Source organism: Kribbella sandramycini (assembly GCF_013131805.1).
GTDB classification, from domain to species: Bacteria; Actinomycetota; Actinomycetes; order Propionibacteriales; family Kribbellaceae; genus Kribbella; species Kribbella sandramycini.
Genome location: NZ_JABJRC010000010.1, coordinates 105239 through 121288 on the forward strand (window position 1 = coordinate 105239; position 16050 = coordinate 121288).

The following is a 16050-nucleotide window of genomic DNA, read 5'->3' on the forward strand; positions in this document are numbered from 1 at the left end:
TGACGGTGCAGAACCCCCGAGATCAGTGGTCTACCAGCGAAATGGTGATCAGCGGGACGTCTCGACCATCTGTTCCATCAGCTTGCGGGGGTTGGTTTCGGGCTCGGGCTGGGCCAGGGAGTCGGCGGCTACCCGGGCTTGCGGGGAACCCGCGGTGTCCAGGGCGGCGGTGTAGCCGGTGAGCGGAAGGGTCAGGGACGAGTGGGTCGGGTCCAGCGTCAGCGTCGCGCCGGTGAACGGCGTCGACGGGTTGTCGGACTCGACCGTCAGCACCAGGCCGAGCCGGTGGCCGGCCTTGAAGACGATGTCGTCCGCGTTGAGCTCGAAGCTCAGGTCGTACCACTTGTTCGACTGCAGGTACTCCTTGCGGTTGAGCGTCTTGTAGTGGCCGACGTCCGCGAGGGTGCGGATCACGACCGCGGCGTCCGAGACGCGGGTGTTGACCTGCGTCTGGGCGTAGCAGCCCTTGTCGAGCTCGTTGCCGTCACCCCAGCAGACGCTGGTGTTCGGGACGTTGGTCACGTTGGAGAACCGGGTCTCGGTGCCGTAGTCGACGATCCGGGCCTTGATCCCCGAGGCAACCTTGTTCGACTTCAGGCGGACCGACACCTTGCCGGTGCCGCTGATCCGGACCGCCCGCTCCAGCTCGTCGCTGAGGAAGACGGCGCGGTCGGGGCGGGTCGCGGTCGGGTCGAGGACGACGGAGTCCTGCGACGGCGCCGACGTACCGGTGAAGCTGACCGGGTCGCTCGACGCGGCCGCGATCGACAGGCCGCCGGCCTTGGCGTTGGCGGACTTGCTCAGCTTCAGCTTGGTCTGCTTGACGCCGGCGGCCGGCCAGCGGGCCTCGGTCGTGTAGCTGCCGTCCTCACGCATGATCGTGGCCTGCGGCTGCTTCATGACGTTGTTCTTCAGGCCCTGCAGCCAGTAGTCGAACCACGGGTGCAGCTGGTCGACGTACGCGTCCCGGAAGCTGAAGCCGTCCAGGTGCACGCCCTGGTGCAGGAAGATCTTCCGCGGCACGTTGCGCTTGGCGATCTCCTCCCACCACTCGCCGAAGTGCCGGGTCTTCACGTTCTCGTCGTCCAGACCGTGGATCGCGAAGACGCTGGCGCGCACCTTGCTCGCGTCCAGGTTGTAGTTCCGCGGGTCCCAGAACTTGCTGTAGCTACCGGTCGGGGTGTCGGAGTCCGCCTCGACCTCGGCGTTGTGCTCGACGCACCGCGGTTCCTTGTCGTTGCTGACGTAGTCGTACAGGAACTCCATGTACGCGTCGTAGAACGGGACGCCGAAGCTGCGCGTGTAGTCGTACCAGCTGGAGATCGCGGCGATCGGGACGATCGTCTCCAGGCCGCGGACGCCGGTCGAGGCGACCGAGTTGGCGATCGTGCCGTTCCACGATGTGCCGATCATGCCGGCCTTACCGGTGGACCAGTCGGCCTTCGCCTTGCTGCCGTCGGGGTTGTACCCCGGCACCCGGTTGTTCAGCCAGTCGATGACGGCCTTGGTGCCGAGCACCTCGTAGTCGCCGCCGACGTCGGTGCAGCCGGTCGAGCGGTGCGTGCCGGGCATGTCGACGAACGCGACGGCGTACCCGCGCGGGACGAAGTAGTTGTCCAGCCAGCTGCCGTAGATCTGCCGGATGCCCTTGTCGTCGAAGTAGTTCCGCGGGTCGCCCGCGTAGTACGGCGACGCCTGGATGATCACCGGGACGTCGATCCCGGCCGCCGCGGCCTCACCGGGCCGGATGATGTCCACGGTGATCTGGTCGGTGACGCCGTTCGCGTCGTTGTCCGTCTTCGGGACGTCGACCGCGATCCGCTCCCGGATCGCGTTGTCGTAGTCGTACGCCGCCACCGTCTTCGTCCCCTCGACGAACGGCTTCGCCGGCGGCTTGGCCGCGCTCTCGGCCGGGCGTGCGGTCGCGGTCAGCGCGGCAGCCGGAACGAGCGCGGCCGCGGCGAGCAGGATGGTTCCGGTCCGGAACCGACTTCTGCGCATGCGTGTACTCCCCCTCTGGGCGGTTGGGTTCCTCGCACCCTAAGCGGCAGTTACCAACGTTGTCAGCACGCTTCTCAGTCGAATGATCACTTCACGTACACAGCACGGGAAAAACTTCGCCGGTGGTCAGACCACCAGTCGGAGCTTGACCGGGGCGATGCCGATCTCCAGGCGCTGCCCCCAGGTGATCGTCAGGGTGTCGGACTCCATCCCGTCGCCGAACACCACCAGGTCGGACTCTGCCGTGATCGTCAACGTGTCCGGGGCTTTCAGGAGTCCTTCGGTGTGGTCGGTGCCGGTCGCCGGTGAGGGCCAGGCTTCTCGGACGAACCAGCACAACACCGGGTCGGTCGCTGTGGGTAGCACCAACGGACTCCGCCGCTCCTGCCAGACCGACCGACACCAGCCGGTCGCCCCGGTCCCGGTGCCGACCAGGACGCCTGACGACGACTGTCGCTCGGGTCGCCCGTCCGGCGAATGCAGGCGGTATCGCGCTGACTGGTGCGTCCGATCCCCGACGTACACCTCGTTCAGCGCCACCAACTGCTGACCGTCGTCCGTCGTCGCTGCCACCATCGTCCGCTCGGTCACCTCCCGCTCGGCCAGCAGCCGCCCGATCTCACTCGGCGCATGTGCCACCAGCACCCCCGGATTGCGCTCCGGCTCCGGATTGATCCCCACCACCGGCTGCCCGTCCAGGTACTTGGCCACATTCGCGACCAACCCGTCCTGCCCGACCGCCACCACCACGTCCTCCGGCCCGAACCCGAACCGATCCAAGTCCCCGCGCTCCACCACAGCCCGCCGCCAATCCAACGGCACCGCCGCCGAAACCGCCGCCAAAGCCTCCTGCTGAGCCGAATGCCGCTCATCCAGCTCCCCCAAATCCCGCCCCCGCCCCTTCAAGAAGAACCCAGCCTGCTGCCTCGTCCCATGCCTCCCCACCAACTCACTCAACTCCGTAACCCGATGCACAACCACCACCCGCGGCGGCAAACTCACCACACACCTCCCAACCCAACACGCGCCCTCAACCGCCCCCACCGACCGGCCGCGCGGCCTCCACCAGCCGCCTTCGCGGCGCAGCTGCCCCGCACACCCCGGGCCGGAGCTACCCCGTGACAACCCCGCTCCTGCGCGCAGCGCGCGCTGCCTGCTCGGGTGCCGAGGCTGCTCGCCTCGGCGCTCCGGCGTTCGCTCAGTTCGCCGCAGGCGTTTGTCTTGGTCATGAGGGCTGGCCTGCGAGTTTGGTGAGGAGGGGGGTGAGGAGGTCGGGGGTCAGGTTGAGGGTGCCGATTTCGGGGAGGGCGCCTTCTTTGATGGCGAGGGCGAGGATGGTGGACTGGGGGAGGTCGGCGTAGGCGTCGAGCATCGCCTGCTGAGCTGCGGCTTCGGCGGCGCCGAGGACGCGTTTGGCGTCGGCTTCGGATTCGGCGAGGGCGCGTTGGCGGGCCGCGGCGGCTTGGGTTTCGATCTGGCCGGCGGCTGCGGCTTCGGTGGCTCGGGTGCGTTCGTTCTGGCCGCGCTGGTTGACCAGTTGTTCTTCGCGGCGGGCCAGCTCGATCTGGTTCTGCAGCTCGTTCTCGGCGATCGAGCGCTCGCGCTCGACGGCCATCGCACGGCGTTCGTACGTCGCCTTGTCAGCGGCCTGCTGGACCATCTCCCGGGTGGGAGTCTGCAGCGCCTTCTCCACGTCCCGCTCGGCCCGGACTGCGACCACCCGGACATCCTCGACGCCGATCCCGAGCCCGGTCAGCCGCTGGTCCTCGCGCAGGCCGGCGCCGACCGCGCGGCGCAGCTCGGTCATCCCCTCGGAGAGCGCCTCGGTCAGGCTCATCCGGGCCAGCAGGTCGAGCGCGGTCTGCTGGGCGAGCTCGGTCAGCAGACCGCCGAGCTGCTCCAGCGGGGTCGCCCGCCACAATCCGGTGTCCGGGTCGATCCCGAAGTCCAGCCGGGTCGCGGCCAGCGCGGGGTCGACCACGCGGTAGGTGACGGTCGCCTGGACCGCGACGTCCTGGAAGTCCTGCGTCCGCCCGTGGAACAGCAGCGGCTGCTCGCGATCGTCGATCGGGATCTCGCTCAGCGAGGAGTTCAGCGCCCGGAACCAGAACGCCTGCCCGGCCCCGTCGTGCGCGACCCGCCCGTTACGCAGGTGCCGGACGTGCGTGGTCGGGTTGGCCCGCAGGTGGCTGATGAAGCGGAAGCGGGTGATGTCTGCCATCGTCGTCTCCTTGTCGTCACTTTGACGATAAGGGGTGAAGTGACTTTTCGTCAAGATGACGATTAGAGTCGTTGCCATGGACTTCCAGCCCCTCGGACTGGCCACCGACCTGGTCATCCTGACCGTGCGCGACGGCGCCCTGCAGGTGTTGCTGATCCGCCGCGGGATCGCGCCGTACAAGGGCCGTTGGGCGCTGCCGGGCGGCTTCGTCCGCCCCGCCGAGGACCTCGAGACGACCGCCCGCCGGGAGTTGACCGAGGAGACCGGCCTGGCCGCCGCCGGCCTGCACCTCGAGCAGGTCGCGACGTACGGCGCCCCCGACCGCGACCCGCGCGGCCGCGTCGTCAGCGTCGCCTACCTCGCGCTCGTCCCCGACCTCCCGGCTCCCGTCGCCGGCACGGACGCCGAATCGGCCCGCTGGGTCGCCGCCCCCGACCTACTGGCCGACCCGGCCCGCCTGGCCTTCGACCACCACCGCATCCTCACCGACGCCGTCGAACGCGCCCGCGCCAAACTCGAGTACTCCCCGCTCGCCGCCGCCTTCTGCCCGCCCGAGTTCACCATCTCCGAACTCCGCACCATCTACGAAGCCGTCTGGGGCGCCCCACTCGACCCCCGCAACTTCCACCGCAAAGTCACCAAAACCCCCGGCTTCGTCGACCCCATCGGCGCCACCACCACCCGCGACGGCGGCCGCCCCGCCCAACTCTTCCGCCGCGGCACCGCCCCCACCCTCCACCCACCCATGACCCGCGGCTGAACACTTGACTTCGAGTGCGGGTGAGCTGGTTGGGTCGCCCACATGAGTTTGGACGGACTGCGAGTGCTGGTGACCGGAGCCGGACGAGACACCGGGCGGCTGTTGGCGCTCGCGTTCGGAGCGCGGGGTGCGCAGGTGTTGGCTACCGCACGGACGCCGGCGGCGGCAGAGCAGACGGCGGAGCTGGTTCGGGCGGCCGGCGGGTCCGCCACAGCCGCCGTACTGGATCTGTCGGAGCCGGAATCCGTTGCTGGGTTGGCCGTTGAGCACCTCGACGTGCTGGTGAACAGCGGTGCGCAGTACCTGGGTGAGACCGCAGAGCCGACGGAGATTGCGGACGCGATCGCCGGCGCGGCGACGGGGACGGTGCTGCTGACAGAGCGATTGCTGCCGCTGCTCCGGGCATCGGGTCGGGGCGACATCGTCAACCTGATCTCGGCGGCGGGGGAGGTCGGTCAGCATCGGTCGAGTGCGCATGCGGCGTTCTATGCGGCCAAACACGCTCAGGCTGGGTACGCCGAGATCCTGTCCGAGCGCCTCCGACCGGACGGCGTCCGGGTCATTTCGCTCTTCCCGCCGGACTTCGTCCAGCACGGCCCACGGGAGACCGGAGCGGAGCTGACTGCGCAGTCCGTCGTCGACTGCGTGCTGTTTGCGGTCGGTCAGCCGCGGGACTGCTTCATCCGAGCTTTTCACTTCGAGCAGCGAGTTCCTCGGCGGTGATGAGGTTGGTGTGGGCGCCGGGGGAGCCGCAGGCCCAGGCGCCGGCTATGGCGCCGGCGTGGGCGGCGTCGTACCAGGTGACGCCGTCGAGCCAGCGGGCGAGAAAGGCGGCGACGTAGGCGTCGCCGGCGCCGTTGGTGTCGACGACGGGGCGGTCGGGGAGGTGGACGGCGGGGACGTGTTGCGGCGGCTCACCGGGGAGGTGCAGGTAGCTGCCGTCAGCGCCGGCCAGCACGACGACCAGCTGCGCGCGGCCGTGTCCGAAGATCCAGCTGACCGCGTCGTCCGGTAGGGCGCTCGCGGAGACGAACACGATGTCGGCCGCGGTCGCGAAGTCGCGGTGGTAGTCGTTGCGGCCGTCCCAGTCGTGCAGGTCGGTGGAGATCGAGCAGCCGGTCGCCAGTACGTCGGGGAGCGCGTGCCGGGCGAAGTCCATGATCGAGACATGGACGTGCCGGGCGTGCGCGAGGCTCGGCCGCCACAGGTCGGGGTGCACGCGCAGACCGCTCGGGTGCCGGCCGTCGTAGTACGACATCCGCTGGCCGTCCGGGGTGACGAGGTTCACCGAGCGGCGCGTCCCACTCGGGTGCAGTACGACGTTCAGCGGCAGCTGCAGCTCGTCGTACAGCCGCCGCACCCGGCGTCCCTCGTCGTCGTCGCCGAGCACATCAACCAACCCGGCCCGCAACCCGAGCAGGTCACACCCCAACGTCACCCCGTGCCCGGTATGCCCCACATAGACCTCGATCGGCTCGACCGGAACGGTCTCCCGCTCCCACCCCGCCTCCGGCACCCGCACCACCGTGTCAACCCCAGCACCACCCACCACCAACACATCCACCCCACCCGTAATACCCGACTTTCGTCACCCACAACAGGCAACTGCCGACAGATGTGCACGCAGTACGCCGTCCGCCACAGTCAGTTCATGTTCACTCGACGAACTCTCCTGGCAACCGCCCTCGCCGTACCGTTCGCGCCCACACTGACTGCCGCCGCCGTAGGAACGCCGCCGGTTCAGCTGCGGTTTCCGCGGCCCACCGGGCCTTATGCGGTTGGAACGACCGAGATGCACCTGGTTGACCACGGGCGGCGGGATCCGTGGGTGGGTGGGGTTCGGGAGCTGATGGTGAGTGTTTGGTATCCGGCGTGGGCTGGTGGAGAGCGGGCGGCCTACCTGCCGCGGCTGACCGCGGAGTCCTATGGGCGGGATGCATCGGGTGCTCTGCAGCAGCCGGTCGGGACGGTCGACTGGGTGGGGGCCCGGAGCCACGGGCGGGTGGCGGCGTCGGTGCGGGGTGGGCGGTATCCGGTGGTGGTGTTCTCGCCGGGATTCGGCGTACCGCGGGGGCTGGGGACGGTAGGGGTCGCCGAGCTCGCCAGCCAGGGGTACGTCGTGGTCACGGTGGATCACACCTACGAGGCAGCCGCGGTGGAGTTCCCGGGCGGACGGCTTGCGGTGCAGACGCTGCCCGAAGACGGCTATGCGAAGACCGCGATGGCTACCCGGGTGGCCGACGTCCGTTTCGTCCTCGATGCGCTCAAACGACTCCAGCGCGGGCAGAACCCGGATGCGGCGAGCAGACGCCTCCCGCGCGGCCTAGGCGCCATCCTCGACCTCAACCGCATCGGCGCGTTCGGACACTCCGCCGGCGGCATCACCGCGGCCGAGGTGATGCACGTCGACCGCCGCGTCCGCGCCGGTGTCAACCTCGACGGCACCCTCGGCTACGGCTACACCGACCCCGCGGACTCACCCACCGTCGCCGCCGGAACCGACCGCCCGTTCCTCCTCTGGGGAACCGGCAAGACCGGCCCGAACGGCGGCCCGCAGTCGCACCGCACCGACCCGTCCTGGCGGATGTTCTGGGAGCGCTCGACCGGCTGGCAGCGCGACCTCAACGTCCCCAACGGCGCCCACTACAGCTTCATCGACCACCAGGTGCTGATCCCCTGGTTCCAGCGGTTCTTCACCGTCCCGCCGGCCCTCGTCGCCAACACGATCAGCACCGCCAATCCCAGCCACGTCCTCCGTGCCCTGAACACCTATCTCCCGGCGTTCTTCGACCAGCACCTCTCCGGACGCCGCCCCCACCCCGACCTCTGGCGGCGCCCACTCCCGGAGACCCGCTTCATCGACTGATCGGGGCGCCTGTCTTTTCCTGGAGTTCCTCAAAGGTGACGCCGTCGGCCAGTTCGACGAGCCGCAGGCCGTCGTTCGTCACATCCAGGACGGCGAGGTCGGTGATGATCCGGTTGACGACGCCGCGGCCGGTGTAGGGGAGGTCGCATTCGGTGAGGATCTTGTGCGAACCGTCCTTGGCGACGTGTTCCATCAGCACGATCACCTGTTTGGCGCCGTGCACCAGGTCCATCGCGCCGCCCATCCCCTTCACCATCTTGCCGGGGATCATCCAGTTCGCCAGGTCGCCGGACGCCGAGACCTGCATCGCGCCCAGGATCGCGGCGTCGATCGCGCCGCCGCGGATCATCCCGAAGGACAGTGACGAGTCGAAGAAGCTTGCCCCCGGCAACGTTGTGACCGTTTCCTTGCCGGCGTTGATCAGATCCGGGTCCTCGGCGCCGTCCTCGGGGTACGGGCCGACGCCGAGGATACCGTTCTCGGACTGCAGGACGACGGTGACGCCGTCCGGGATGTAGTTCGGCACCAGGGTCGGCAGGCCGATCCCGAGGTTCACGTACGAGCCGTCCTCGAGCTCGGCCGCGGCCCGGGCCGCCATCTGCTCACGGGTCAACGGCATGATCAGGCCTCCTTGCTCGGCTGGACGGTGCGCTTCTCGATCCGCTTCTCGATCTCCTTGCCGACGGCAACTACGCGCTGGACGTAGACGCCGGGCAGGTGGATCGAGTCCGGATCCAGCTCACCAGGCTGGACCAGCTCCTCGACCTGCGCGATCGTGATCCGGCCGGCCATCGCGGCCAGCGGGTTGAAGTTCCGCGCGCTGCGGTCGAAGACCAGGTTGCCGTGGGTGTCGCCGCGGAGCGCGTGCACGAGGCCGAAGTCGGTGGTGATCGACTCCTCCAGGACGTACGTCGTCCCGTTCAGCTCCCGGGTCTCCTTCGGCGCCGACGCCTTGGCGACCGAGCCGTCGCTGTTGTACTTCTGCGGCAGGCCGCCGTCGGCGACCTGGGTGCCGACCCCGGCCAGGGTGAAGAAGGCCGCGATCCCGCAGCCGCCGGCCCGCAGCTTCTCGGCCAGCGTGCCCTGCGGGGTCAGCTCGACCTCGAGCTCACCGGACAGGAACTGCCGGGCGAACTCCTTGTTCTCCCCGACGTACGACGAGGTCATCTTCGCGATCCGCTTGTCCGCGAGCAGGATGCCCAGACCCCAGTCGTCGACGCCGCAGTTGTTCGACACCACGCTGAGTCCGTGCACCCCCTTGGCGTGCAGCGCGCTGATCAGCTGCATCGGGTTTCCGCAGAGGCCGAACCCGCCGACCGCGAGGCTTGCTCCGTCCTCGATGTCCGCGACCGCCGCCTCGGGCGATTCGTACGTCTTGTCCATGGCGCCGACTCTAACGACCCGTCCACTATTCGGGACAGACCCGCGATCTGTGGGCACGGCCACAGGCTCAGGCGGTTGCCTCCGAGGTGTTCAGGACGCCGAGCTCGTGCAGCGCCTCGTAGTGCGCATCCTCCAGGCCCGGCAGCTCGAGTACGGCGGCCAGATGCGCCCGGGCGGTCTGGGTGTGCCCGCAGCAGCGCGCCGCGCGGGCCAGGCCGATCCGAGCGGCCGCAGCGGTCTCCAGCAGGTCTGCACGCTCGCCGAGGGCCAGCGCCATCGCGTAGTCCTGCCGGGCGGCGTCCAGATTGCCCTGGGCGCGGTAGAGGTCACCACGGCGACACAGCAGGATGCCGGTCTCCTCGTCGAGCCCCAGTTGGTCGGCCAGCGCGAGCGCCTCGGTCGTCAGCTCCAGCGGGGCGTCTGTGGTCTGCTGCAGCGCGTTGAGTGCCAGGAACGTGCCCCAGGCGTCCTCCAGCATCCGGAACCGGCCCAGCGCCGTCCGCAGCGCCTGTGCGGCCTCTTCGGGCTCAGCGCGGGTCAGCCCGGGGTAGCCGCGGCACAGCTCGACAGCGGCGCGCACCCACGCGTCACCGGCCTCGTTGCGCTTCAGCACGTCCTCGACGACGTCCACCGGCTCGAACGGGCCGAACACCAGACACCAAAGCAGTACGGTCGCGGAGTACCGGAAGGGGCCGTCGGTGTCGTCGACGATCTGCTGGGCGAGCTCGATCTGCTCCTGCTCGGCCGAGGCCGCGCCGTGCAGGACGGCGAGCAGGTACTCCTCGTCGAGCCCGACCGGGATCGTCCGCCCCAGCATGCTGAGCACGCGCTCCGCCGCGGCGGCCGCCTCGTCCTCCAGGCCGCGCGACCACCAGTACGCCGAGTAACGGGCGACCAACCGGAGTGCGGTTCTCAGATCGGTCTCGCAGGCGCGTTCGACCGCGCTGACGACTCCGCCCCCGAACTCCACGTACCTCATTGTCACCTCGGCGCCCAAATTGCGGGTACGCGGGGTCAGAAGCGCAGAACACCCCACTGCTTAGGGACGTGCATGTCGAGGACGTACTGCGGCGACCAGACCCAGAACTCGCAGTCGGCGCCCTTCACATAGCTGCCGTCGGCGATCGCGTGCTGCCACTGGCAGCGCATCAGGTTCATTCGCCACTCGTCGCCCGGGCTCGGCGCGGTGGAGCGCCCGCCGGTGTACGCCGCCAGATCGGCCCAGGGGATCGCCACCTCGGCAGACCAGCCGGTATCGGTGTCGGACGGGTCGTTGAGCGTGCCGTCGATGTGGATCGCCGACCGTAGGCCGGGCAGGTTGGTCGGGTCGATCGGGACGCCGCCGTCGGAGTACGGCTTGGGTAGCGTCAGCTCCCAGATCGTGCCGAGCGGGTTGATCTCGAACTCGTAGTAGTTGAGACCGTCGCCGTCCGGGTCGAGGAACAGCTCGAAGTTGTTCTCGAAGTACAGCCGGCTGTTGTGCTCCGCCATCGTCGACCAGACGTGCGGCTCTTCCAGGAGGCCGGCGACGTACAGGTGCTCGTCGTCGTACATCAGCTTGACGCGGGTCCGGTACTGCGGCGCCGGGCCGTCGCCGGTGATCTGGAGGAAGTCCCCGCTCCAGGGCGCGACCTCCCAGGCGGGGTCGGTCAGCGTGCCGTCGAGGTTCGGGGCGGTCGGCGTCCGAGGGCAGTCGTAGACGGGCAGATCAGGCATCAGCGCGCTCCAGGAGTCGGGCGACGAGATTGGCGAGCAAAAAGGTGATCGCGGTCAGCATCGGGACGACGGCCAGCGTCCACACCGACGACAGGCTGCCGGTCAGGAAGGCGAGGACGACGGCGAGCATGAATGCGACCCCGAGGAACGCCACCAGCCGCGGATGCGGCATCGCCAGCCGCCGCAACGCGACCGCGCCGGCGACCATCGTCACCACCACGATCACCAGCAGCAGCGGCAACCCGAGCGCCCCGCAGTTGGTCGTGTCCCGGAACCGCTCGCACCCGCGCTCGCTCGCCCACACCAGCCCGATCGTGACGAAGCCGCACAGCAACCCCACCACCGCCAAAATCAACACTGGCGGCAGCGGCGGCTCAGCCTCCGACTCACCCATGACCGCACAGTATCGGGCAAAGCGCAGTATCGGGGAAACAGGAAGGGCGGCGACCGGAGTCACCGCCCTGCATGTTGGTCGGGCTGACAGGATTTGAACCTGCGACCTCTTCGTCCCGAACGAAGCGCGCTACCAAGCTGCGCCACAGCCCGAATTCGCCGTTAGCTTACATGCGCCCGGCGCTACTGCGAAATCGAGTTAACGCGGGGGACGAGAGTGAGCAGCGTCGCCTCCGGACGGCAGGCGAACCGGACCGGTGCGTACGGCGAGGTGCCGAGGCCGGCCGAGACGTGCAGGGCGGCCTGGCGCCCTTCGGCGCCCCAGGTGGTGAGGCCCTTGACGCGGGAGGCGTCGAGGTCGCAGTTGGTGACCAGAGCGCCGTAGAAGGGGACGGCGAGCTGGCCGCCGTGGGTGTGCCCGGCCAGCACCAAGGGGTAGCCGTCGGCAACGAAGGCGTTCAGGACGCGCCGGTACGGCGCGTGCGTCACACCGATCGAGAGGTCGGCCGACGGATCCACCTCGCCCGCGATCTCGGCGTACCGGTCGCGTTTGATGTGCGGGTCGTCGGTGCCGGCGAAGTCGAACCGCAGGCCGTTCAGTTTGAGCGAGGCCTTGGCGTTGTTCAGATCGGCCCAGCCGGCGTCGGTGAAGGCGCGGCGCATGTTCTCGAAGGGGAGATCGGGGCCGTGCGGCTTGTGGCGCTGTTTGTGCGCCGGCAGCAGGTACTTGGCCGGGTTCTTGAAGTGCGGCTTCCAGTAGTCGTTGGAGCCGAACACGAAGACACCGGGCAGGTCGAGCAGGTCGCCGAAGGCGCGCAGCAGCGGGGGAACGGAGTCCTCGTGGGAGAGGTTGTCGCCGGTGTTGACCACCAGGTCGGGCTGGAGGTCGATCAGGTCGTTGACCCAGCCGATCTTCTTCTCCTGGGTCGGCATCAGGTGCAGGTCGGACAGATGCAGCACCTTCACCGGCGTCGCGCCTGCGGGCAGCACCGGCACCGTCACCCTGCGCAGTGTGAACCAGCGCACCTCGACCACCGCCGCATACGCGACACAGGCCGCCCCGACGGCGCCGACGGCAGCCGTGGCCTTCAGGGTGGTGGTGGCAATCCTGCGCAAACTCATTGCTCCAGCCTGCCACAATCTCCGGTATGTCCAACTCCGGAATGAAACAACGCCTGCACGACGACATGACCGCCGCCCTCAAGGCGCGCGACGACATCCGCAAGTCCACCCTGCGGATGGCGCTCACCGCCGTCACCAAGGCCGAGGTTGCCGGTAAGGAGGCCCGCGAACTGTCCGACGCCGAGATCCTCGACGTCCTCGGCTCCGAGGCCAAGAAGCGCCGCGAGTCCGTCATCGCCTACCGCGAAGCCGGCCGCGCCGAACTCGCCGACAAGGAACAGGCCGAAGCCGACATCCTCGCCGAGTACCTCCCCACCCAACTCACCGCCGCCGAGATCGCCGCCCTCGTCACCGAAACCATCGCCGCCACCGGCGCCGCCGACCTCGGCCCCCGCGGCATCGGCAAAGTCATGGGCGCCCTCCAACCCAAAGTCAAAGGCAAAGCCGACGGCGGCGCCGTCTCCGCCGAAGTAAAACGCCAACTCGGCGCCTGACCCCATGCCCCCAGCCGCCCTGACGACCCAACAACCACCACCCCCGACCACCTCGACGAGCCTCCGGCGACCTCGACGAGCCTCCGGCGACCGCCTCCGGCCGCGCCCCTGACGGCCCGGCCACCGGCGACCTCGACGAGCCGGTGGCTGCCGTCTCCGGTCGCGCAGGTGTCGGTCTGGGCAGCGGCCGCGTCCGCCTGGTCGTCGGCGGTGGTTACGCAGCTCAGGTGTTGATCGGAGCGCTACTGGCCTGGCCGTCCATCTTCGCCGAGCTGGTCGTCCGCCAACTCGTCGGGACAGCGCTGGACGCGCCCTGGGCGCCGTTCGGCGACGACCCGGAGGGCAAGCTGTGGATCTGCTTGTGGGCGGTGTTGCTCTTCGGCGTCCCGCTCCTGCTCGGCGCGATCGCCATCAGCCGCGCGGTACGCCGCCGACTACCGGCCGGCCGGCGGACAACCGCACTGCACTACGCGGTTGTGCTCGCGCTCCTCATCCCGCCGATCCTCCTGATCCGCGCAGCGACCACCGCATGACGAAGGGCCTCGTCCGACGGACGAGGCCCTTCGTGTTCAGCAGTTGGGGTACTTCGGGTTCCAGGGCGGGCAGGTGTTGTTCGGCCCGCCGCCGTTGCCGTTTCCGTTGCCCGGTGGGCGGGTGGTGTTGGGCGGCTGGTTCTCGTCGCCGTCTTCGTCGTTGTCGCCGTTGTTGTTACCGCGGCTGCCGTTGGAGACGTAGATGGTCACCAGGGAGCCCTCGGGGGCGCCGTCGCGACGGCGGGGGTCGGTGTAGGCGACGGTGCCGGCAGCCTCTTCGGAGTTGACCGGGGTCGGGTCGATCGCGGCCTCGAAGCCGTTCTGGCGGAGCTTGTTGGCGGCGTCCTCGGGGTTCATTCCGTTGATGAACGGAAGCTCCTTGGTGTCGCCGCGCCGGGTCTTGTCGGTCGGGGCGGTGAACTTGGTGGTCGGTTTGCCCTTGAGGGCGGCGCGCATCGCGGTCTCCCAGAGCGGACCGGCGGTCTTCGAGCCGGAGGCGTCGTTGACGCCGCGTCCGTTCAGCGTCTGGCCCGCCAGCGTCTCGTACGGCGGGGAGGCGTCGGCGACGACGGCCGAGGCGGCCAGGCTGCTGGAGTAGCCGGAGTACCAAACGGCCTTGGCCTTCTGGATCGTTCCGGTCTTACCGGCGAGGTCGCTGTTGCCGAACTTCAGCGCTTGACCGGTACCGCCCGGCTCCATGACCTGGTGCAGGACCTCGTTGACGCCGTCCGCGACCTCGGGGGCGAGCACCTGCTTGCAGCTCTGGCCCGGGATCTTCACGGCCTTGCCGTTGGCGTCGCGGACCGAGGTGACGACCCACGGGTTGCAGAACTTGCCGCGCGCGGCGAAGGCGGCGTACGCCGCGGTCAGCTGCAGCGGGGTCATGTAGTCGACGCCCAGCGTCATCGAGGGCACCTGCTCCAGCGGCTCCTCGGTCTGGGCGTTGTTCAGACCAAGGCTCGCGCCCAGCTTCGCGATCGAGCACAGCCCGACCTGCTGCGACAGCAGGAGGAAGTAGGTGTTGGTCGACTTCTGCGCGGCCTGAACCATGGTCGGCACCGGCACGTTCTTGGTCGAGTTGCTCGGCGTGTACTTGGGAGCCGACGTCGTCCCGTCACAGGTGCTGAACTTCTTGCCGCTCAGGTCGATGGTGTCCGGCGAGGCGATCTTGTGGTTGATCGAGAAGCCCTTCTGGATCGCGGCCGCGACCGTGAAGGCCTTCATCGTCGAACCGATCTGGAACCCGCCGAAGCCGCCGGCGTACGTCTTCTCGACGTTGTAGTTGTACGCCGTCTGGTTCTTCTTCGCGCCGTACGGCCGGCTCTGCACCATCGCCTTCACCAGACCGGTGCCGGGCTCGACCATGCTGATCGCAGCGATCGCCTGGTCGTTCGCCCGCGAGTGCTGGTCGATCGAGGCCTGCGCCGCGGCCTGGATCTTCGGGTCGATGGAGGTGCGGATGGTGAGGCCCGCGGTCTTGAGGAAGTCCGAGCGCTCCTTCTCGTTCTTGCCGAAGGCGGGGTTGTCCTTGAGTTGGGCGACGACGTACTCGCAGTAGAAGGGGTACGGCGAGTTGGCGCAGCCGACCTTCGTCTTGCGGACGATGTTCAGGTTGACGACCGGCGCCTTCAGCGCGGCGTTGGCCTGGTTGAGGGAGACGACTTTCAGTTCGAGCATCCGGCGGATGACGACGTCGCGGCGGTCCTTGGCCTTCTTCATGTTGTTGGTCGGGTCGTAGGCCGTCGGGCTCTTGACCAGACCGGCCAGCATCGCGGCCTGGGCCAGCGTGAGGTCCTTGGCGTCGACCCGGAAGTAGTGCTGCGCGGCGGCCTGGATACCCCAGGCGCCGTCGCCGAAGTTCGCCAGGTTCAGGTACTTCTCGAGGATCTCGTTCTTGGAGAACTGCTTCTCGGCGGCGATCGCGTAGCGCAGCTCGGCGATCTTGCGCTGCGGGGTGGACGCCGTCGCGGCCTGCACCTCGGCGACCGAGGTCGCCTTCTCGATCAGGCTCATCTTGATGTACTGCTGGGTGATACTCGAGCCGCCCTGCTGGACCGAGCCCTCGGCCTGGTTCACGGCCAGGGCGCGCAGGGTGCCCTTCAGGTCGAGTGCGCCGTGCTCGTAGAAGCGGTCGTCCTCGATTGCGACGATCGCCTTCTGCATGATCGGCGCGATCTGGCTCAGCGTCACCGGTGTCCGGTACTTCTCGGCCAGCGTGGCGATCACGGAGCCGTCGGCGGCCCGGATCGTGCTCTTCGCCTTGACCGTGACCTCGTCGAACTTCTGCGGCAGGCTCTCGATCGACTTGTAGGTCTGCTCGGTGGTGAACCCCGCGAGCCCCGCCAACGGCATCGCCAGACCAGCTGCCAGCGCGCCCGACAGCACACTCACCCCGAGGAACAGAATCACCGACTGGACGACTCCCCGGTCGCCCTTCTCCCTGACGCGCATGGTTATAGAGACTACGGGACGCCGATTTCGGATTACCGCTCCGAGTGTGAATTGCGTCACGGATGCTGGACAAGAATCATCCAAAAGGACGAGGGCCCGAGCATGTGCTC

Annotated in this window: 16 protein-coding genes and 1 tRNA gene; 5 read left to right on the forward strand and 12 right to left on the reverse strand. The window is 68.8% G+C overall.

What is annotated here, in order from left to right; genetic code table 11:
• Positions 1-48: 48 nt before the first annotated feature.
• The 3 genes from HPO96_RS32540 to HPO96_RS32550 form a co-directional block, all read right to left on the reverse strand.
• On the reverse strand, positions 49-2001 hold the full coding sequence (locus HPO96_RS32540) for a CocE/NonD family hydrolase (RefSeq protein ID WP_171678242.1): 1953 nt from the start codon (positions 1999-2001) through the stop codon (positions 49-51).
• Between the two features lie 126 nt (positions 2002-2127).
• The gene (locus HPO96_RS32545; protein WP_238355749.1) at positions 2128-2781 is read right to left on the reverse strand and encodes an NAD(+)/NADH kinase; all 654 of its coding nucleotides are present in this window, start codon (positions 2779-2781) and stop codon (positions 2128-2130) included.
• A 445-nt stretch (positions 2782-3226) separates the two neighbouring features.
• Positions 3227-4222, reverse strand: coding sequence for an SPFH domain-containing protein (locus tag HPO96_RS32550; protein WP_171678244.1), 996 nt, complete (start codon positions 4220-4222; stop codon positions 3227-3229).
• A 76-nt stretch (positions 4223-4298) separates the two neighbouring features.
• Here HPO96_RS32550 and HPO96_RS32555 point away from each other — a divergent pair, with 76 nt between their 5' ends.
• On the forward strand, positions 4299-4982 hold the full coding sequence (locus tag HPO96_RS32555; RefSeq protein WP_171678245.1) for an NUDIX hydrolase: 684 nt from the start codon (positions 4299-4301) through the stop codon (positions 4980-4982).
• A 42-nt stretch (positions 4983-5024) separates the two neighbouring features.
• Positions 5025-5705, forward strand: coding sequence for an SDR family NAD(P)-dependent oxidoreductase (locus HPO96_RS32560; protein WP_171678246.1), 681 nt, complete (start codon positions 5025-5027; stop codon positions 5703-5705).
• Here the strand turns inward: HPO96_RS32560 and HPO96_RS32565 are convergent.
• Positions 5662-6498, reverse strand: a complete 837-nt coding sequence (locus tag HPO96_RS32565) for a carbohydrate kinase family protein (RefSeq protein WP_337796903.1) — start codon at positions 6496-6498, stop codon at positions 5662-5664. The two genes, HPO96_RS32560 and HPO96_RS32565, sit on opposite strands and share 44 nt — an antisense overlap.
• A gap of 135 nt (positions 6499-6633) precedes the next feature.
• Between HPO96_RS32565 and HPO96_RS32570 the strand changes: the two genes are divergently transcribed.
• On the forward strand, positions 6634-7848 hold the full coding sequence (locus HPO96_RS32570; RefSeq protein ID WP_171678247.1) for an alpha/beta hydrolase family protein: 1215 nt from the start codon (positions 6634-6636) through the stop codon (positions 7846-7848).
• Here HPO96_RS32570 and HPO96_RS32575 read toward each other — a convergent pair.
• From HPO96_RS32575 to HPO96_RS32605, 7 genes are all read right to left on the reverse strand, one after another.
• Entirely contained in the window at positions 7838-8467 is a 630-nt protein-coding gene (locus HPO96_RS32575; protein ID WP_171678248.1) for a CoA transferase subunit B, read from the reverse strand. The genes HPO96_RS32570 and HPO96_RS32575 overlap by 11 nt on opposite strands.
• Before the next feature lie 2 nt (positions 8468-8469).
• Positions 8470-9231, reverse strand: a complete 762-nt coding sequence (locus HPO96_RS32580) for a CoA transferase subunit A (protein ID WP_171678249.1) — start codon at positions 9229-9231, stop codon at positions 8470-8472.
• 67 nt (positions 9232-9298) lie between these two features.
• On the reverse strand, positions 9299-10201 hold the full coding sequence (locus HPO96_RS32585; protein WP_171678250.1) for a hypothetical protein: 903 nt from the start codon (positions 10199-10201) through the stop codon (positions 9299-9301).
• 44 nt (positions 10202-10245) lie between these two features.
• Positions 10246-10947 carry a carbohydrate-binding family 9-like protein gene (locus HPO96_RS32590; RefSeq protein ID WP_171678251.1) on the reverse strand — a complete coding sequence of 234 codons (702 nt, stop codon included), beginning with the start codon at positions 10945-10947 and terminating at the stop codon, positions 10246-10248.
• Positions 10940-11341 (reverse strand): hypothetical protein, encoded by a 402-nt coding sequence (locus HPO96_RS32595; RefSeq protein ID WP_184999599.1) that lies wholly within the window; start codon positions 11339-11341, stop codon positions 10940-10942. The genes HPO96_RS32590 and HPO96_RS32595 overlap by 8 nt, the downstream gene beginning before the upstream one ends.
• 75 nt (positions 11342-11416) lie before the next feature.
• Positions 11417-11493 (reverse strand) — tRNA-Pro (locus HPO96_RS32600).
• A gap of 30 nt (positions 11494-11523) precedes the next feature.
• The gene (locus HPO96_RS32605) at positions 11524-12462 is read right to left on the reverse strand and encodes a metallophosphoesterase (protein ID WP_171678252.1); all 939 of its coding nucleotides are present in this window, start codon (positions 12460-12462) and stop codon (positions 11524-11526) included.
• Positions 12463-12488: 26 nt separating this feature from the next.
• Between HPO96_RS32605 and HPO96_RS32610 the strand changes: the two genes are divergently transcribed.
• Both HPO96_RS32610 and HPO96_RS32615 read left to right on the forward strand, forming a co-directional pair.
• Positions 12489-12956 carry a GatB/YqeY domain-containing protein gene (locus HPO96_RS32610; protein ID WP_171678253.1) on the forward strand — a complete coding sequence of 156 codons (468 nt, stop codon included), beginning with the start codon at positions 12489-12491 and terminating at the stop codon, positions 12954-12956.
• 143 nt (positions 12957-13099) lie between these two features.
• Positions 13100-13489, forward strand: coding sequence for a hypothetical protein (locus HPO96_RS32615; RefSeq protein ID WP_171678254.1), 390 nt, complete (start codon positions 13100-13102; stop codon positions 13487-13489).
• Between the two features lie 36 nt (positions 13490-13525).
• On the opposite strand, the gene HPO96_RS32620 is transcribed toward HPO96_RS32615, so the two are convergent.
• On the reverse strand, positions 13526-15940 hold the full coding sequence (locus HPO96_RS32620) for a penicillin-binding protein (protein WP_171678255.1): 2415 nt from the start codon (positions 15938-15940) through the stop codon (positions 13526-13528).
• Between the last annotated feature and the right edge of the window lie 110 nt (positions 15941-16050).